The sequence below is a fragment of the Dyella sp. 2HG41-7 genome (assembly GCF_021390675.1).
GTDB lineage: Bacteria > Pseudomonadota > Gammaproteobacteria > Xanthomonadales > Rhodanobacteraceae > Dyella_B.
Map to the genome: position 1 here is coordinate 2,499,427 of NZ_JAJEJV010000004.1, position 18,250 is coordinate 2,517,676.

An 18,250-nucleotide genomic window follows, 5' to 3' on the forward strand; every position below is an offset into this window, starting at 1 on the left:
GTCCCGGCTGCCGTGCTTTTGGCCGCAGCCGCCGGCGCCGTGTTGGCCCAGGAAGCGCCAGGCGGCCCCGTTCCGGCCTCCTCGCTGGGCGCCCATACCCTGCAGACCCAGTCCGAAGGTCTCGGAACCAGCCCGGTCGTCACCGATCCCATCACAACACAGGCTCGTGGCAGTTCGTTGATCGTTTTCAACGGCGGCTACTTGAGCAACGCGTCCGGTCCCGGCGATAGCTACGGCAACCGCTGGAAACAACTGGGCAACGATGTCCCGTTCGGCAACGGCTACGGCGACCGATTCAACGTCAAAGCCTATGTGGCGCTCGACGCCAAAGGCGGCGCCGACCATACCGTGAGCTTCGTTAAAAACGGCAACGCGGAAGGCGAAATCTCCGTGCCGTTTATCGAAATCAAAAACGCGGGCGTTCTCAAGGACGTCAGCCAGAACTACGCACCGACCGGGCTGGTGATGACCAGCGGCAACGTCACAACGACCGGCCCGGCGACACTGATCGCCGTGTGGTGGGGCGATGGCGGCGTCAAACGCATGTCGGCCGTACCGGATAACGGATTCTCGGTTATCGATAGCTTCCTGAAGCTTCCCGATAACAGTGGCGTGCAATGCGCGGTGGCGTTCAAGCAAGTCGCCGCCGCAGGCACTTATCACGTCAATTGGCGCGGCGTTCCTGCGCAAGGCGCCATTTTGTGGTTGTTGGCGTTCCAGTCGAAATAGATCGTGTTGGGGCGATGCGCCTTGCGATGCTCGGCGCACCGGCAAGTTGAACGGCAAGGGGAATCACAGCGGGGAATCCGTTGAGGACTGACGTATCCACGTCAGCATGCGTATCAATCGACCGTTGCGACCAGTAACGACGACGTGACGGACGGCGTACTCAAAGTGTCGGCGCAATCAACATTTATGTCTTGCGCAAACGCATTGGTACGACGAGAGGGCTCGAACCATGAACAATCGTGCGACGACACTTATCGACCTTGACTGGGACACTTTCGATCCATCGCGCATCCAAGGCGTGCGCCACCGTTTGTCCGATCATCCGTTGTTGCAGCCCGATCAACTTGTAGCGCTGGGCAAGCGCTTCCAGGGCAGCACGCGGCTATTTACGTTCAACAACGAAGCCGGCGCCGATGCGAACTTCGACGACGTCGGTCGTCTGTATCCCAATCGCAAATCCGCGGCCGATACGGTGCAAGGTATCAACGACGCCAAGGCGTGGATGCTGCTGCGTCATGTGCAAGACGACCCCACCTACCGCAGCTTGGTGGATATGGCGATGAGCCCGATCCAACCGTTGATCGAGCGCAAGGATCCCGGCATGCATTACCGCGCGGGATGGATTTTCGTGGCGTCGCCGCACACCACCACGCCGTTTCATATCGACCGTAATCACGGCATCTTGCTGCAGATTCGCGGCACCAAAAAAGTGTACGTCTGGGACGCCGAAGACATCGAGGTATGCAGCGAGCACGCGCGCGATGTGTTCCATGCCCGTCACGATCTCAGCCTGGTGAAGTGGAACGAAGCCTTCCGCGAACGCGCGCACGTATTCACCGTTGGCCCTGGTATGGGCGTCTATATGCCCATCACCAGCCCGCATATGGTCGAAACGGGCGACGAGCCTTCCATCACCATCAGCTTCACGTACAGCACGGCGGCGACGCGACGGAATGCCATGCGTCATGTCGTCAACGACCTGCTTTATCGCAAAGGCATCCGGCCGACGCCGGTGGGCAAGCATCAACTCGTCGACACGCTGACCTATGCCACCGCGTCCGTCATGGTCGCGGCGCATGGTGTCGGCAGCCGACCTCCCGCCTGTCCATCGCTGGCGCATCCAAGCGCCTATGCGGTGGCCGATTAAAGCTGTCACCACACGCACGGAGATCGCGAAAGCATTATGAATGCCAGTGTCGCCAAGCCCCAGGACGGAATGGCTGAAGGCAGCACGCTTTTCGACGTACTGCCATCCCAAACCGACATCAGCGCAAACGGCTGGACGCGCCGTGAGTACGCGCTCGAAGGATCGATGATTGCAGCATTGCGCGACACCTCGCAGCGATGCGGAAGTAACGAATCCACCCTCTTTTGCGCAGCGTTGGCGCTCACCGAATCGCGACTCACCGGTGCGCAGAATGTCGTAGTCAGTTGTGTCGATGCGAACGGATCGAAGCAGCTGTCGATCGATCTATCGCGTGATGGAAGCCGCGACGCATGGCTGCAAGTGTTCTGCATCTCGCTAGACCATGCAGCGCCCATCGCATGCCGCACCGCCTGGGCCATTGGCAATGACATTTATTCGCGCGATGTCGAGCATGAGGGCGACACATCGGCCAGCAGCTCCTGGAACATACAAGCTACCGCTGCGCGCATCGAAGTAACCTTCCGCGCGCCACTCAATGCCGCTGCGATCGACTTGCTCCATGCCGGCGTGATGCGCGCCTTGGCCTGGTTATGCGCGCCAAGCGATAGCGACTTGTCGTCCTTCGACGTGTGCGATCCCGACGAACGCCATCGCATGTTGGTCGAATGGAATGCCACTGCCGTAACGCGCCGCGAGGCCGATTCGGTCCACGACCTTTTTGCAGCGCAAGCTCTTCAGCATCCGCATTCGTTGGCGATCGAATCGCCTACGCTCCATCTGTCCTACGCCGAACTCGATGCGCGCGCCAATCGCGTGGCGGCAGGCTTGATCGCCGCCGGCGTCAATGTCGGCGCACCGGTCGCCCTATTGCTCGAACGCTCACCGGAAGCGCTGATCGCCGTACTTGGCATCCTCAAAGCCGGCGCCGCCTATCTGCCGCTCGATCCGAGTTATCCGGCGGAGCGTCTCGCCTTTGTGATCAACGACGCGCGTGCCGCACTGATCATTGCCGGCGCGCAATCACCGGCGATTCCCGGTGTCGAATTACCCGTTGTGCAGCTTGAGCAATTGCAAGGCGATGCGACGACGACCGGCCTTCCTACCGTCGACGGTAGCGCGCTCGCCTATGTGATGTACACGTCCGGCTCGACCGGCACGCCCAAAGGCGTTGAGATCACGCATCGATCCATCATTCGCTTGGTGCGCGATGTCACGTATGTGGACCTGAGCGGTGAGCCCTGCGTACTGCATGCCGCCCCGCTCGGTTTCGATGCGTCCACGCTGGAAATTTGGGGAGCCTTGCTCAACGGCGGCGCGTGCATCGTGCACGACGAAAAAATTCCTACCGGTGCCGGGCTGAAAAACACCATCGAGAGCCGCGGCGCCCGCATCGCCTGGCTGACGGCGGCGCTGTTCAACGCCATCGTCGACGAAGACGCGCAGAACTTACGCGGTCTCAAGCAGCTTCTGATCGGGGGCGAAGCCTTATCGGTCGCGCATGTGCACAAAGCCTACGCCGCATTGCCCGATATCACCATTATCAACGGCTACGGCCCGACCGAGTGCACGACCTTCGCTGCGACGTATCGCATTCCACGCGACCTCGACGCGCACGATCGGTCGGTGCCGATTGGCGCACCGATTGCCGACACCACGCTGTACGTGTTGAACGGCTACCGCGAACCGGTGCCGGTCGGCGTCATCGGCGAGTTGTTTATCGGCGGCGGCGGCCTGGCGCGCGGTTATTTGGCGCGCGTTGAATTGACGGCCGAGCGATTCGTAGCGCATCCCTTCGGCGCCGCTGGTGAGCGTCTATATCGCACCGGCGATCTCGTACGCTGGTTGTCGACGGGTGTAATCGAATTCGTCGGCAGAGCCGATGGCCAGATCAAGATTCGCGGCTACCGGATCGAAATCGGTGAAATCGAAGCGGCTCTGCAACGCTTGCCTGGCGTGCGCGCATGCGCGGTGCTGGCGCGCGAAGATCGGCCAGGGCAAAAGCAGCTGGTAGCGTATTACGTTGCCGAGGATGCATCGATCAACGCGCGCGCCTTGCGCGATCAGTTGACGCATGCCTTACCGGAATTCATGGTGCCAGCCATCTTTATCGCGATGGAGTCGCTACCCGTAACGGCAAACGGAAAACTCGACCGTCGCGCCCTGCCCGCACCGGACAACGATCGTCCAGAGCTGGCCGGCGTCTATGTTCCGGCGGCGGGGAAAACCGAACAACGCCTCTGCGAAGTGTTCGCCGACTTGCTCGGTCTGGATCGCGTCGGTCGCAACGATCATTTCTTCGAGCTTGGCGGCAACTCGCTGCTGGCCGTGCGCACGGTAACGCGCATTCATACCGAGCTGGCAACGAAAATACCGACGATCGCAGCGTTCTTTGGCACGCCGACGCCCGTCGCGCTCGCCGCGATGATCGATCAAGGCGACGCGCGCGCCGCACTCGCATCGCGCCTTTCCCATCACCGCTCACCGACCGATGCCGAACCCGTCGCCATCATCGCGATGGCCGGACGCTTCCCCGGCGCGAACGATGTCGAGACGTTCTGGGACAACCTCTGCGCCGGCCGCGAGTCGATCACCTTTTTCGGCGCGGACCAACTCGACCCGAGCATCCCGACCGAACAACGCAAAGACCCGGCGTACGTCGCGGCGCGTGGCGTGATCGACGGCGTGGAAAATTTCGATGCAGCTTTTTTCGGCATTTCACCGCGCGAAGCGGAGCTGATGGACCCGCAGCAACGGATCTTCCTCGAGCTGTGCTGGGAATGCCTAGAGCGCGGCGGTTATACGCCGGATGAGCAAAAAGTGCCCGTAGGCGTCTTCGGCGGCATGCATAACGCCACCTATTTCCAGCGCCATATCAGCATGCGCCCCGACTTGGTCGACAAGTTTGGTGCGTTCCAGGTGATGCTGGCCAACGAAAAGGATTACCTCGCCACACGCATCGCTCACAAACTCAATCTGACCGGCCCGGCAATCAGCATGAATACCGCATGCTCGACGTCGCTGGTCGCGATTTGCCAAGCGTTCGATGCGTTGCGCGCCGGTCACTGCGATATGGCGCTTGCCGGCGGCTCGTCGATTTCGTGTCCGCCGCGCAGCGGCTATCTCTCGCAAGAAGGCTCGATGCTGTCGCCCGATGGGCACACCCGCAGTTTCGATGCGGATGCGCGCGGCACGGTGTTCAGCGACGGCGCCGCAGTCGTGCTGTTGAAACGCCTCTCGGATGCCTTGCGCGACGGTGATCCGATCTACGCCGTGATTCGTGGCGGCGCCGTCAATAACGATGGCGGCGCCAAGGCGAGCTTCACCGCGCCCAGCAGCGCGGGGCAAGCCGCCGTGATCACCATGGCGCTGGAAAACGCTGGCGTGCAGGCCAATTCGATTTCCTACGTGGAAACGCACGGCACCGCGACACCCCTGGGCGATCCCATCGAAATCGAAGGATTGGCGCAGGTCTTTCGTCAAAGCACGAACGAGCGCGGCGTTTGCGCAATCGGTTCGGTGAAAAGCAATGTCGGCCATCTCGTGATGGCGGCCGGCGCAACCGGCGTGATCAAGACGGCGCTGTCCTTGGCCGAACGCCGACTGCCACCGTCGCTGCATTTCCGCGCCAACAACCCGAAGCTCGATCTCGCCAACTCGCCGTTCTTCGTCAACGACTCGGTGCGTGCATGGCGTTTCGACGGCGGCCCGCTGCGCGCCGGCGTAAGTTCGTTTGGCGTGGGCGGCACGAACGCGCATGTCGTGCTCGAAGAACCGCCGCAACGCGAACCTTCCGATGCCGCCGAAGGCCCGCAGCTGTTGTTGCTATCCGCGCGTACCGATGCGGCGCTCGGCCATGCGGTAGAGCAACTGGGCGCACACCTCTCAACGCAACCAGATGCTCAGTTGGCCGATGTTGCCTGGACCCTGTGCAAGGGTCGCAAGGTGTTTGCGCATCGCGTCTACGTCGTCGCAGAAAGCACCGAAGACGCTGCGAAGCGACTGCAGGAGCTGGCCGTATCAGCCTCTGGAAAAACCGCCCTCAATCCTGCACCGGGCGTGGTCTTTATGTTCCCCGGCCAGGGATCTCAATACGCCGGCATGGGGCGCGCGTTATACGAATCGGAACCCGCATTCGGCGAAGCGCTTGACGAATGCACAGAGATCCTTCGCGAGGAACTCGGGTTCGACTTGCGCGAACGATTGTTTGCGGACGACGCCGACGCGCTGCGTGCAACCGCGCTGACGCAGCCAGCCATCTTTGCCATCGAATATTCGCTCGCGCGCTTGTGGATGAGCTACGGCGTGAAGCCCGTCGCCATGATCGGCCACAGCGTAGGCGAGTTCGTCGCGGCCGTGATCGCCGGTGTGATGGATCTTGCCGACGGCGCACGCCTGATCGCCCGCCGCGGACGCCTGATGCAGGCGCTGCCGGCCGGATCGATGTTGTCCGTGCGCATGGACGCGACGCAACTGGCGAGTCGCCTGCCGGCCACCTTGTCGCTCGCCGCCGAAAACGCGCCGAACGCGTGCGTTGTCTCGGGCGAAACACCGCTAGTTCAGGCGTTTCAGACGGAACTCGAACAAGCCGGCGTTGCGTGCCGGCTGCTGCACACGTCGCACGCGTTCCACTCATCGATGATGGACCCAGCGCTGCCGTCGTTCCGTCAGGAAGTAGAACATATCGCATTGTCGGCGCCGCGCATCCCGATCGCCTCTACGTTGACGGGTAACATGCTTAGCAACGACGAAGCGACATCGCCGGCTTATTGGACACGGCATCTGCGCGGCACCGTACGTTTTTCGATGGCGCTGCAAACGCTGCTTGCCGAACCGCAACACGCGTTCCTCGAAGTAGGCCCGCGCACCACGCTCAGTCTGTTGGCGCGCCAACACACACAAAGCCGTGGCCGCGTGGTGCTCGCCTCGCTGGCCGACAGCCCATCGAACGAACGCGCCACATGGCTCGATGCGGTTGGCCAGAGTTGGTCGCAGGGCGTCGATGTTGCGGTTGATCGATTGGATCGCCGTCAACGCAAATTCCGCGTGCGCCTGCCGACGTATCCGTTCGAGCGCAAGCGCCACTGGATCGACGCACCACCGGCCTCCGACGCATTGCCGACGGCAACCGTATCGAACGTCGTCACGCTTCCCGTGCGCACCGAACCTGCCGTAGCGGCCGCCACACCTATCAACCTTATTCCGGAGGCCACCATGGCCCCTGCTCCGACCTCTACGTCCTCGCGCGCCACGCGCCTGATCGCTCAACTCAGCGCGCTCTTCGAAGACGTCGCCGGCACCGAATTCGAAGGTGTGGACCCGGCCACGCATTTCGTCGAACTCGGTCTCGATTCGCTGTCGCTGACGCAAGTAGCGCTGCAGCTGCAGAAGACCTTCGCGCTGAAGATCACGTTCCGCGAACTGATGGAATCGCATTCCTCGTTCGGCAGCCTGGCCCAGCATATCGACCGGCTACTGCCGCCCGAAACCGAAGCCGTCGTCGCAGCGGCCGAATCGACCGTCGTCGCCGCACCCGCGGCACCTGTCGTTACGACAAATCAGGTATCTGCTATGTCCATACCAGCCAATGGCGGATTGATACAGGACGTGATCCAGCAGCAAATGCTGATCATGCAGCAGCAGTTGGCGTTGCTCGCGAGCGCGGGCAACGCGGCGCCGGCAGCCGCGCCCGCTGTCGTTGCACCAGCAGTAGCCGCGCCACCCGCACCAACACCCGTCGCGACTGCGCCGATGCCGCCACTCGCCGCGCAACCGGCTACCGACACACCGCCCGATGAAGAAGCGGCGCTCGCGCACACGACGTACGACGTCAAAAAAGCGTTCGGCGCGATTGCACGCATTCACTCAGGCTCGACCGAACTGACGGGTCGGCAGCGCGTTCGCCTCGACGCTTTCATGCGCCGATACATCGAGCGCACGCGGAAATCGAAAGCCTATACCGAAGAAAATCGGGCACATCTGGCCGATCCGCGCGTCGTCAACGGATTCCGTCCGCTGCTGAAAGAAATCATCTATCAAATCGTCGTCGAACGCTCCAAGGGCTCAAAGGTATGGGACCTGGACGGCAACGAATACGTCGACGCGCTAAACGGCTTCGGCATGAATTTGTTCGGCTGGCAACCCGATTTCGTGCTCGACGCTGTACGCAAACAACTCGATACCGGTTACGAAATCGGACCACAACATCCGCTGGCCGGCGTCGTCGCCAAACAAATCTGCGACATCACCGGATTCGATCGTGCCGCGCTATGCAACACCGGATCGGAAGCGGTGATGGGTACAGTTCGCGTGGCGCGTACGGTTACCGGTCGCGACACGTTGGTGATTTTTACCGGCTCGTACCACGGCATTTTCGATGAAGTGATCGTGCGCGGCACGAAGAAATTGCGCTCGGTGCCGGCTGCGCCGGGAATTTTGCGCAACACGTCCGAGCATGTGCTTGTGCTCGACTACGGCACACCCGAATCGCTCGCCATCATCCGCGAGCGCGCCTCGTCGATTGCCGCCGTGCTGGTCGAACCCGTGCAAAGCCGTCGCCCCGATTTCCAGCCGCGCGAGTTCCTACAGGAACTGCGCGCGATTACCGCCGATGCGGGCGCGTTATTGATCTTCGATGAAGTGGTCACCGGTTTCCGCTCGCATCCGCGTGGTGCGCAAGCGGTGCTCGGCATCGATGCCGATCTGGCCTCGTACGGCAAGGTCGTCGGCGGCGGTTTCCCGATTGGTGTGATCGCGGGCAAACGCAAATTTATGGATGCGCTCGACGGCGGTGGCTGGCAATTCGGCGACGCGTCGATTCCGACGGTCGGCGTTACGTATTTCGCCGGCACGTTTGTGCGCCATCCGCTTGCGCTCGCCGCCGCGCACGCGGTGCTCGATCATCTCAAGACGTCGGGCGCCGCCCTGCAGGAGCGCCTCAATGCGCGCACGACCTCGCTAGCCAAAGAATTGAATACCTTCTGCGGCGATGTAGGCGCACCGATCAAGGTGACGCACTTTGCGTCCGTGTGGAAGACGAATTTCCTCGAAGATCATCCGCTGCAGGATTTGTTGTTCGCGATGATGCGCAGCCGTGGCATTCATATTCTCGACAACTTCCCGTGCTTCTTTACCACTGCGCATGGCGAAGAAGATTTTGTGGCGATCGCCAAGGCTTTCAAGGAATCCGTACTCGAATTGCAGGAAGCCGAGTTCTTGCCCCGTCGCGTCAAGACCGAAGCGCGTCCGCTCGATGCCGCCAACCCGCCTGTCGCCGGCGCACGCCTGGGCAAGGACGAGGAAGGCAAACCGACGTGGTTCGTGCCCAATCCCGATGTTCCGGGCAAGTACATGAAATTGAGCGCTTGAGGATCAAGCCATGAATGCCAATGACGTCAACGTGGTCACTACGGCCGTCGACTACGATCCGTTCGCCGACGCCGCACTCGCGCGCGTCGTGCCCGCAACGGCATCACAACGCGAGATTTGGCTGGCCGCGAAACTGGAGCAGGAAGCTTCGCTCGCCTATAACGAATCGGTGTCGATACGCTTCACCGGCGAGCTCGATGTCGCCGCGTTGCAAGCGGCATTGCAAAGCGTCGTCGATCGGCATGAAGCGCTGCGCGCCACGCTCAGCGCGGACGGCAACGAGCTTTGCATCGCCACCCATGTGGAGTTGGACTACGTCGTACACGATTTGTCCAGTCTGGATGAAACCGATCGTAGCGAGAAAATTTCCGCAGCGCTGGCGTCGGCCGTCGGCACGCCGTTCGATCTGGAACACGGCCCGTTGGTGCGCGCCCATTTGCTAAGGTTATCGGCGCAAGATCATTTGTTGATTTTTACCGCGCACCACATCGTTTGCGATGGCTGGTCCTTCGGCGTGATCGTGAACGATCTTGCCGCGCTGTACGCGCAGAGCCTGGGTCAAGGCGACGGCCCTGCGCCGGCGAATGCGTTTACGGACTACGCCATCGCCGAAACGACACGCGCACAAACCGATAGCGGTCACGACGACGAACAATACTGGTTGAACCGATTCTGCGGCGCATTGCCGTCGCTGGATCTTCCCACCGACAACCCACGCCGTCGTCATCGCACATTCGCCTCGCAACGCGAAGATCGCACGCTGGACGCGACCCTCGTCGCAGATATCAAGCGCCTTGGCGCACAACGCGGCGCGAGCTTCTATGCAACGCTCTTGACCGCCTTCAGCACGCTGCTGCATCGATTGACTGGCCAGGACGACGTCGTAGTCGGCATTCCAAGCGCTGGACAAGCGGTCGATGGACAAACCAATCTTGTCGGTCACTGTGTAAATGTGTTGCCATTGCGCACGGAAATAGATGCGCAAGCATCGTTTGCCAAGTTGCTTGGCCATGTGCGCAGCGACTTGCTGGATGCATTCGAGCATCGGCAATACACGCTCGGCAGCCTGCTTGCGCGCTTGGCGATGCCGCGCGATCCAAGCCGGCTTCCGCTGGTCAGCGTACTCTTCAACCTCGATCAGGCGCTGGACGAGCGTACGGTCGCCTTTCCCGGCCTACGCTTCGAATTCTCCGGCAATGCACGCGTCTTCGAGAATTTCGAGCTGTTCGTCAATGCCGTGCAAGTCGACGGCGGCCTGCGCTTGGAGTGTCAATACAACAGCGATTTGTTCCATGGTGAAACGGTACGCTGCTGGCTCGACGCATACGAAACCTTGTTACGAAGCGCCGTCGCGACACCCGACATGGCGGTACAGGAACTGGGACTTCTTTCGAACGCCGCACAGCGCGAAATCGCATCGCTGCAACCCGAAAGTACGCCGTATCCGGAGCAAAAGCTCGCACACGAATATTTCGAAAAACAAGTCGACCGCGTTCCGAACAACGCCTCAGTACGAAGCGGCGCGACGCGACTGAGCTACGCCGAACTGGAGGCGCGCGCCAATCGGCTCGCTCACGTGCTGCGCGAACGCGGCGTCGGCCGCGGCAACTTGGTGGGCATCGCGCTGTCGCGCAGCGCGGATATGGTGGCTGCGGTACTAGCCGTACACAAATCGGGCGCTGGCTACGTACCGCTCGATCCGCAATTTCCAGCCGACCGATTGGCCTTTATGGCCGATGATGCCGCCTTGGCCGCGTTGATCGTCGATGACGCCGTACCGGCCGCTTTCGATTTTCCCGCATCGCGCGTTCTGTCGTTGAAAGGCGATGCCGCCGCCATCGACTCAGCGTCACCCGCGCGTTTTGCGCGCGACGATGCAGCGGCAACGCCCGAATCCGTGGCCTACGTGATATTCACATCCGGCTCGACGGGCCGCCCCAAGGGGGTGCGTGTTCCTCATCGCACTACATCGAATTTTCTGACCAGCATGCGACGCGTTCCAGGCATCGCCGAAGACGACCGGCTGGTCGCCGTGACGACGCTTTCGTTCGATATCGCGTTTATGGAAGTGATGTTGCCGCTAAGCGCCGGCGCCGAAATCGTCATCGCCGATCGCGACGATGTTCGCGACGGCGCCGCCTTGCGCAAGCTGGTGGAGCAAAGCGACGCCACCATGATGCAGGCCACGCCTTCGGGCTGGCGCATTCTGATCGAGGCGGGCTGGAATGGTCGCGAACGCTTTCGCGCGGTATCCGGCGGCGAACCGTTGGCGGTCGATCTCGCCGAAGCGCTTATGCAGCGCTGCTCCGAAGTGTGGAACGGATACGGCCCCACCGAAACCACCGTTTATTCGACCTATTGGCGCGTTGCGAATCCGCGCTCCGGTATTTTTATCGGTCGGCCGATCGCCAATACGCAGATTCATATATTGGACGAGCAGCGTGCGCCCTGCCCGCTCGGCGTGCCTGGCGAAATCTATATTGGCGGCGCAGGCGTCACGCTGGGCTATTTGAATCGGCCGGAGCTCGATACCGAACGCTTCCTGCCCGATCCTTTCTCGGCGCGTAGCGATGCACGCATGTATCGCACCGGCGATCGCGGCCGTTGGCTGGCCAACGGCATGATCGAGCATCTGGGGCGGCTGGATTTCCAGGTGAAAGTGCGCGGCTATCGCATCGAATTGGGCGAAATCGAATGCGTGCTTGTCGACGTGCCCGACGTCGACCGCGCCGTTGTGATGGCGCGTGAAGATCGCCCGGGCGATGTCCGACTCGTTGCCTATGTGGTGATGCACGAAGGCGCCGGTTTCGACGAAACGAAACTACGCGATCAGCTCAAGCAGCGACTACCAGACTACATGGTGCCGCAGCACATTATTCAGCTCAGTGCGATCCCTTTGCTGCCAAATGGCAAGACCGATCGCAAGGAACTGCCGGCCCCGCAAATCCATTCGGTTGCGGCGGACACCGCACGCATCGCGCCACGCAACGACGACGAGCGTCGCGTGGCGGCGGCCATGGAAGGCATATTATCGTTGCCGGACCTCGACGTACGCGACGACTTCTTCGCACTCGGCGGCCACTCGTTGTTAGCCGCGCAACTCACCGCGCGCCTGAATCGCGAATTCGGCATCACGTTGTCGTTCCGCACCTTGTTCGATGCGCCCACGATCGCAGCGCTTGCCGCCGCGATCCAGACACAGAAAGCCAGCGGCGCAGCGCCCGCAGCGCAACCCATAGCGCAGCGGGCTGATCAAAGTCGCGCACCGCTGTCCTTGATGCAGAGCCGCTTGTGGTCGCTGGAAGAACTGCAACCGGGCCGCGTCACGTACAACGCACCTTCCGCGCATCGGTTGCGCGGGCCGCTCGACGCGGCGGCGTTCCATCTGGCGTTGCAGGCGTTGATCCAGCGTCAACCGATCTTGCGCACGGCGTTCCGCCGCGAAGGCAATACGGTCGAACAGATCGTCACCCCGTATATCGAGGTGCCGCTGTTCCCCGCCGAAGATCTTTCTGGCTTACCGGAAAACGAACGCGAATCCGCGCTGATGCAGCGCCTTCAAACACTCACCGATACGCCGTTCGATCTCACCCAGGCGCCGCTTTTCAGCGCACGCATGTTCCGCATGGGCGAGGACGACCACGTCTTTTTCTTTATGCCCCATCACATCATCTGGGATGGGTGGTCGTTCGATATTCTTTACGCCGAACTGTCGTCGCTCTATCGCGCCTTCGTCGATGGCGCGCCATCGCCCTTGGCGCCGCTGCCTGTCACGTACGGCGATTTCGCGGCGTGGCATACGCAATGGCTGGAAGGCCCGCAGTTTCAGACGCAGCTCGCGTTTTGGCGCGAGCGCCTCGCGACGATGGCGAACATTCGCGCGTTGCCCACCGATCAGCCCAGGCGTCCGGGCATGTCCGGCATCGGTCGCACCGAGTGGATCCGCGTGACCAAGGAAGCGACCGACGCGATGCACGACGTCGCACGCGCCGCCGACGCCACGCTCAATATGACGCTGCTGGCGCTGTATTACGTGTTGCTCAGCGGCATGGCGAGTGAAAGCGATCTGGTGGTCGGCACGCCGGTGCGTGCGCGCAATCAGACCGAAGTCGAATCGGTGATGGGTTATTTCAATAATCTTCTGCCATTGCATATCACCGTCGACACTACGCTTTCGTTTGTCGAATTCGTTCGTTACGTCAAACGTGCAGCTATCGAAAGCTTCGGCCATCCCGACGTGCCGCTCGAATATTTGCAACGCGAGTTGCGTGTGGGTGCGGGCAGCGGCGCGGTGCTTTATCAGGCGCTCTTTTCATTCCAGGATGCGCGTCAACGCATCGTGGATTGGGGTGGCCTGGCGCACGAACAGATTTTGTTGTTCCAGAGCGGCGCCACGGAAGACCTGGGACTTTGGTTCCTGGAGAGCAACAAAGGCATGGTTGGCGGCGTCACGTATAACGCCGACATCTTGCAAGCCGAAACAGCGCGCCTGCTGCGCGACCGCTACCTCGCCATGATGGTGCGCGTCAGCGAAGATCCGCACCAACGCGTCGGTACGCTCACCGCGATCAGCCAGGCCGAATTGACGCAAGAGCAAACCTGGAACGCGACCTCGACGGCTATAACGTTGCCGAGCAACGTCACCGCCATGTTCGAGCAGCAAGCCGACCGCGCGCCCGAAAAGACCGCACTGACATTCGGCAGCTGGAGCACGCGTTACAACGAGATCGAGCAACAGGCCAATCGAATCGCGCATTGTTTGCGTGCGCGCGGCGCAAGCATAGGCACACCCATCGGCCTCGCTGCGGCACCGGGCGCCAATCGTTTGGCCGGCATGCTGGGAATACTCAAGACGGGCAGCGTATGCGTGTTGCTCGACCCCACCGATCCGGCGCCGCGCTTGAAGGAGATCATCGCCGACGCGCGAATCACCCTGCTGGTAGGCGACAGCGCACTGGAAAATCCGCTTCAATGGCCGCGTACGCAAGCATTGTGGTTCGATGCGGACACGGTCGAAATCATCGACGTCGGGAACGACCGCCACACGGTGGAGATAAACGGCGACGACATCGCAATGGTCGTCTACGTACCCGACCACGAAGGTCGCCCCAGTGGTGCAGGGTTTACGCATCACGCGATCGCCAATGCGCTACAGGGACTCCAGGACTCCATCGGCTTGTCAGCCGACGATCGCATCCTTGCGACAGCCTCGCCGGCCACGAGCGACGCGATCATCGAAACGCTGCTACCGATAGCGCTGGGCGCCGAATTGATTCTCGCCAATCAACGCGAGTCGCGCGAAGGCGAAGCGCTGATCAAATTGACGCAAAACCATCATGCGAGCGCGATGTTTGCGGCTCCCGATGCATGGCAATCCATGTTCTCCGCGTCATGGACAGGGCGCGAGGAAATGAAAGCCGTTTGTGTCGGCGGGCTGCCGACGCCCGAGCTGGCGCAAAAATTGGCCGAATGCAGCGCCGGCGTCTGGAGCGTATCGGGCGCTGCCGACAACTCGCTCGCCGCGTCTTGCGGTCGCATCGAACGGCCGGTGGAAAGCCTTCACAGCGGCCGTCCGCTCGGCAATACCGCCGTCTGGATTCTCGATAGTCAACAGCATCCCTGCCCCATCGGCGCCATCGGTGAAATTCATGTCGGCGGTGCATCGCTAAGCCAACCGTTCGGCGTGCGCGCCACGGCGCAAGACCATAGCGTCGCGACGGCATCGGGCGTTTCGACCGATAACCGTCTGCAACGCACGCATCGTCGCGGACGGTGGCTGGTGAGCGGCCATATCCAGGAAATGGGTCGCACCGATCGTCGCGAGCGTATTCACGGTCGCGAGATCGACCTGGCGACCGTCGAAGCCGAACTGCTCAGTCAATTGGGCGTGATGCGCGCCGTCGCGGTAGCGCGGATGAACCAAGCTGGCAGCGCATACATCGACGCCTATGCCGTCGCCGCATCCGGACATGCGCTCGACGCCAATCACCTGATCGCCGCATTGGCTGCCGCATTGCCTGCTCACGAGGTGCCGCAGCGCCTGATGTTTCTCGATACCTTGCCGTTGTCGGCCAACGGTGACGTGGATATCGCTGCGTTGCCGCTGCCTGGCGAGTCATTGGACGATGGCGTCGAAGACATTGCGACGCAGCCGAAAACCGCCAACGAACAAATGCTGGCCGCCTTGTGGAAGGAATTGCTTGGCGTCGCGCGTGTTCGCACCAGCGACAATTTCTTCGACATCGGCGGTCATTCGTTGATGGCGGTGGATATGGCTGCACGCGTGCAACGCCAGACCGGCATGTCGCTGAACTTGCTGGATATCGCCAACGGCACCTTGGGCACGTTGGCGGCAGGATTGTCCGAGAGCGTGGTCGCGGAGACACCGCGCGCGAATATCGGCTCGCGTCTACGCAATTTGTTCGGGCGGCGCTGACATGAACGCGTCGGTCCGGGGGGAACCGATATGAAAAACCTGGCCATTGCCGGTAAGTCGTCGAGCGTGCCGTCGAACGGCTGCGCTCGGCACGTCTTTCTCATCGTCGTCGCGCGCGGAACGGTCCGCCGCGCGGATCACTGAGGATCTTTCCATGTTGACTCAGGAAGAAGGTCAAGGCAGAGCATCCGGTATCCGCGGACGCATGGCGGAGCTGTGCTACACCACTGGCGCGTTGCAACCCTTGCAGCGCGTGCGCTCGTGGCTGCAAAAAGATCTGCGCATTCTGGCGTATCACCGCATTATGCCGCTTCCCGATTCGGCCAGTTTCGACTTCGATCTGGAATTGATCAGCACGACGCCCGAACGATTCCGTGCGCAAATGCTGCACGTCAAGCAACACTTCGTGCCGGTCCGCCTGAGCGACGTTGCCGCCGCCATAAACTCCGGCGCCGCACTTCCGCCCGATGCCGTGGCGATTACTTTCGACGATGGCTACGACGACAACTACCGCATCGCCTACCCCATCCTGCGCGAACTGAACATTCCTGCGACGTTTTTCGTCTCGACCGGCCACATCGACACTGGCAAGCCATACGGGTACGACTGGCTTGTACACATGATCCTGCTCACCAACGCGCCGCGCCTGGTGCTGCCGGAAATAGACATGGACGTGCCCATGCCGCGCGACCGCGAACTGCGGCGTTCGCTTGCAGGCACCGTGCTGAAGAACATGAAAAGCATCGACGCCATGGCGCAGGAAGCAATGATCGGGCGACTGGAGCACGAATGGAACATGCCGAGCAACGTTCGGCCTGACGATTGCCGTCCGATGACCTGGAACCAAGTGCGTGAAATGCACGCAGCAGGATTTGAAATCGGTTCGCACGGCGTCTACCACCGCATGCTGGCAAAGTTACAGCACGATCTGATGGTGGACGAAATACGGCAATCCAAAGCGACGCTGGATCGCGAGCTCGACGCACCCGCCACCTTGATGTCGTACCCGGTCGGTGGCGACCGCGCGTTCGACGATGCCGTGATGAACGCCACGCGCGACGCCGGCTTCGATTTGGCTGTCTGCTACATCTGCGGCACCAATCCGCGGGCGGCGTCCCATCGTTACGCCCTTCGACGTCTCCCGGTCGAACGCATGATGAGTCCGGGCTGGTTCGCCGCCATGCTGACCTTGCCGAGCCTGGTGAGTTATCCGACCGCACATCACGAATCTCCGCGCGAGCAGGCCCACGTCTGATGTTTCCGCTGATCATTCTCTATTTGATTTTGACCATCATCCGCCCGCAGGAATACATGGCGGCGTTTACCGGCATTCCGATATTGCCGGTGGTCCTGATCTCGGCGTTTCTGTGCTGGCTGATCTCTAGCGCCAAAACGTTCGCGGCGCCGCAGTTCGTGATACTCCCCGTGTTTCTGCTGATTTTAATGGTCTCGGTGGTCGTCAACGGCTGGTTCGGCGGTGCGCTGGATCAGCTGGAGAAGTTCGGTCCGATCATGATCGCGTTTTTCGTGCTAGCCGCGTCGTGCAATACGCAACGACGCGTCGTGATCACGATGGCTGTCTTCGTGTTGTGTTCGGTGGTCTTGGTCGCGCACGGCATTCAACAGGCCAGAGACGGCGTGGGCTGGACGGGCGTGCCCATTTCCGAAGACGGGCGCATCCAGTACGTCGGCATCTTCAACGACCCGAACGATCTGGGCCTTTTGTTCGCCAGTACGCTTCCCATGGCGGTCTATCTCAGCGGTTCGCGCGGATTTCTAATGCGCCTGTTTTGGTTGGCATGCGCGGCGATGCTGTTCTACGGAACGTATCTCACCAATTCGCGCGGCGCCCTGCTGGCCGTGCTTGTCGTGGCGGGCGTGTACGTTTGGTACAAGCGCGGTTTCGTCACCGCCGGTACGCTGGGCGTCGTCGGCCTCGCCTGCATGAAGCTGATGTCGTCGCGCATGCAGGAGCTGGACCCAGACGAAGAATCCGCATTCGGCCGCGTGGATGCGTGGTATTCGGGTTTGCATATGTTTTTGTCGCACCCGGTATTCGGCGTCGGCGCCGGCAACTTCACCGAATACAACGACCTCACCGCGCATAACTCCTTCGTGTTGGTGCTGGCCGAGACCGGTTTTGTCGGTTACATGCTGTGGCTGGCGTTTGTCGGCTACAGCTTCTGGATGATGCTGACGGTCATTCGCTTCAAACCCGAGGGCCTCGAAGACCCTGCACGCGCCAAAGCCTGGCAGAGCGAGCAGCGCATGGCGCTGACATTACTGCTGTCGCTATGCGGCTTATTCGCGTCCGCCTTTTTCCTCAGCCGCAGCTATACGGTGGTGATGTATCTGATAGCCGCGATGGTGGTGGGCTATTACGTCAGCGCGCGGAAACGCTTTCCTGGCCTGCGCCTGTTTACGGCCACCGATAGCCTTGGACGCTGGTTTACGGCATCAGTGGGCAGCATCGCCGGCTTTTTCGTTCTCGTCGCCATTCTGCTGCATGTCTCCGCATGAACAACTATCGCGCCGCTCCTCACCGTTTAGTCGCCGCTTCGCATCGATGGCGG

6 protein-coding genes are annotated in these 18,250 nt (G+C 61.4%); all 6 read left to right on the top strand.

The window, feature by feature from the left end; genetic code table 11:
* Window positions 1-18: 18 nt before the first annotated feature.
* The 6 genes from L0U79_RS12590 (at window position 19) to L0U79_RS12615 (ending at window position 18,197) form a co-directional block, all read left to right on the top strand.
* Window positions 19-729, top strand: a complete 711-nt coding sequence (locus L0U79_RS12590) for a hypothetical protein (protein ID WP_233842620.1) — start codon at window positions 19-21, stop codon at window positions 727-729.
* A gap of 229 nt (window positions 730-958) precedes the next feature.
* Window positions 959-1,876 (top strand): cupin-like domain-containing protein, encoded by a 918-nt coding sequence (locus L0U79_RS12595; RefSeq protein WP_233842621.1) that lies wholly within the window; start codon window positions 959-961, stop codon window positions 1,874-1,876.
* 36 nt (window positions 1,877-1,912) lie between these two features.
* A complete protein-coding gene (locus tag L0U79_RS12600) occupies window positions 1,913-9,241 on the top strand; it encodes a polyketide synthase (RefSeq protein ID WP_233842622.1) in 7,329 nt (2,442 codons plus the stop codon).
* 10 nt (window positions 9,242-9,251) lie between these two features.
* On the top strand, window positions 9,252-15,677 hold the full coding sequence (locus L0U79_RS12605) for a non-ribosomal peptide synthetase (protein ID WP_233842623.1): 6,426 nt from the start codon (window positions 9,252-9,254) through the stop codon (window positions 15,675-15,677).
* A 154-nt stretch (window positions 15,678-15,831) separates the two neighbouring features.
* Window positions 15,832-16,932 (top strand): polysaccharide deacetylase family protein, encoded by a 1,101-nt coding sequence (locus L0U79_RS12610; protein ID WP_233842624.1) that lies wholly within the window; start codon window positions 15,832-15,834, stop codon window positions 16,930-16,932.
* On the top strand, window positions 16,932-18,197 hold the full coding sequence (locus L0U79_RS12615) for an O-antigen ligase family protein (protein WP_233842625.1): 1,266 nt from the start codon (window positions 16,932-16,934) through the stop codon (window positions 18,195-18,197). Before L0U79_RS12610 ends, L0U79_RS12615 begins: the two co-directional genes overlap by 1 nt.
* Window positions 18,198-18,250: the final 53 nt, after the last annotated feature.

Coding starts and splice junctions, on each gene's coding strand:
- L0U79_RS12610 (WP_233842624.1), top strand. CDS start 15,832: ATGTTGACTCAGGAAGAAGGTCAAGGCAGAGCATCCGGTATCCGCGGA.
- L0U79_RS12600 (WP_233842622.1), top strand. CDS start 1,913: ATGAATGCCAGTGTCGCCAAGCCCCAGGACGGAATGGCTGAAGGCAGC.
- L0U79_RS12615 (WP_233842625.1), top strand. CDS start 16,932: ATGTTTCCGCTGATCATTCTCTATTTGATTTTGACCATCATCCGCCCG.
- L0U79_RS12595 (WP_233842621.1), top strand. CDS start 959: ATGAACAATCGTGCGACGACACTTATCGACCTTGACTGGGACACTTTC.
- L0U79_RS12605 (WP_233842623.1), top strand. CDS start 9,252: ATGAATGCCAATGACGTCAACGTGGTCACTACGGCCGTCGACTACGAT.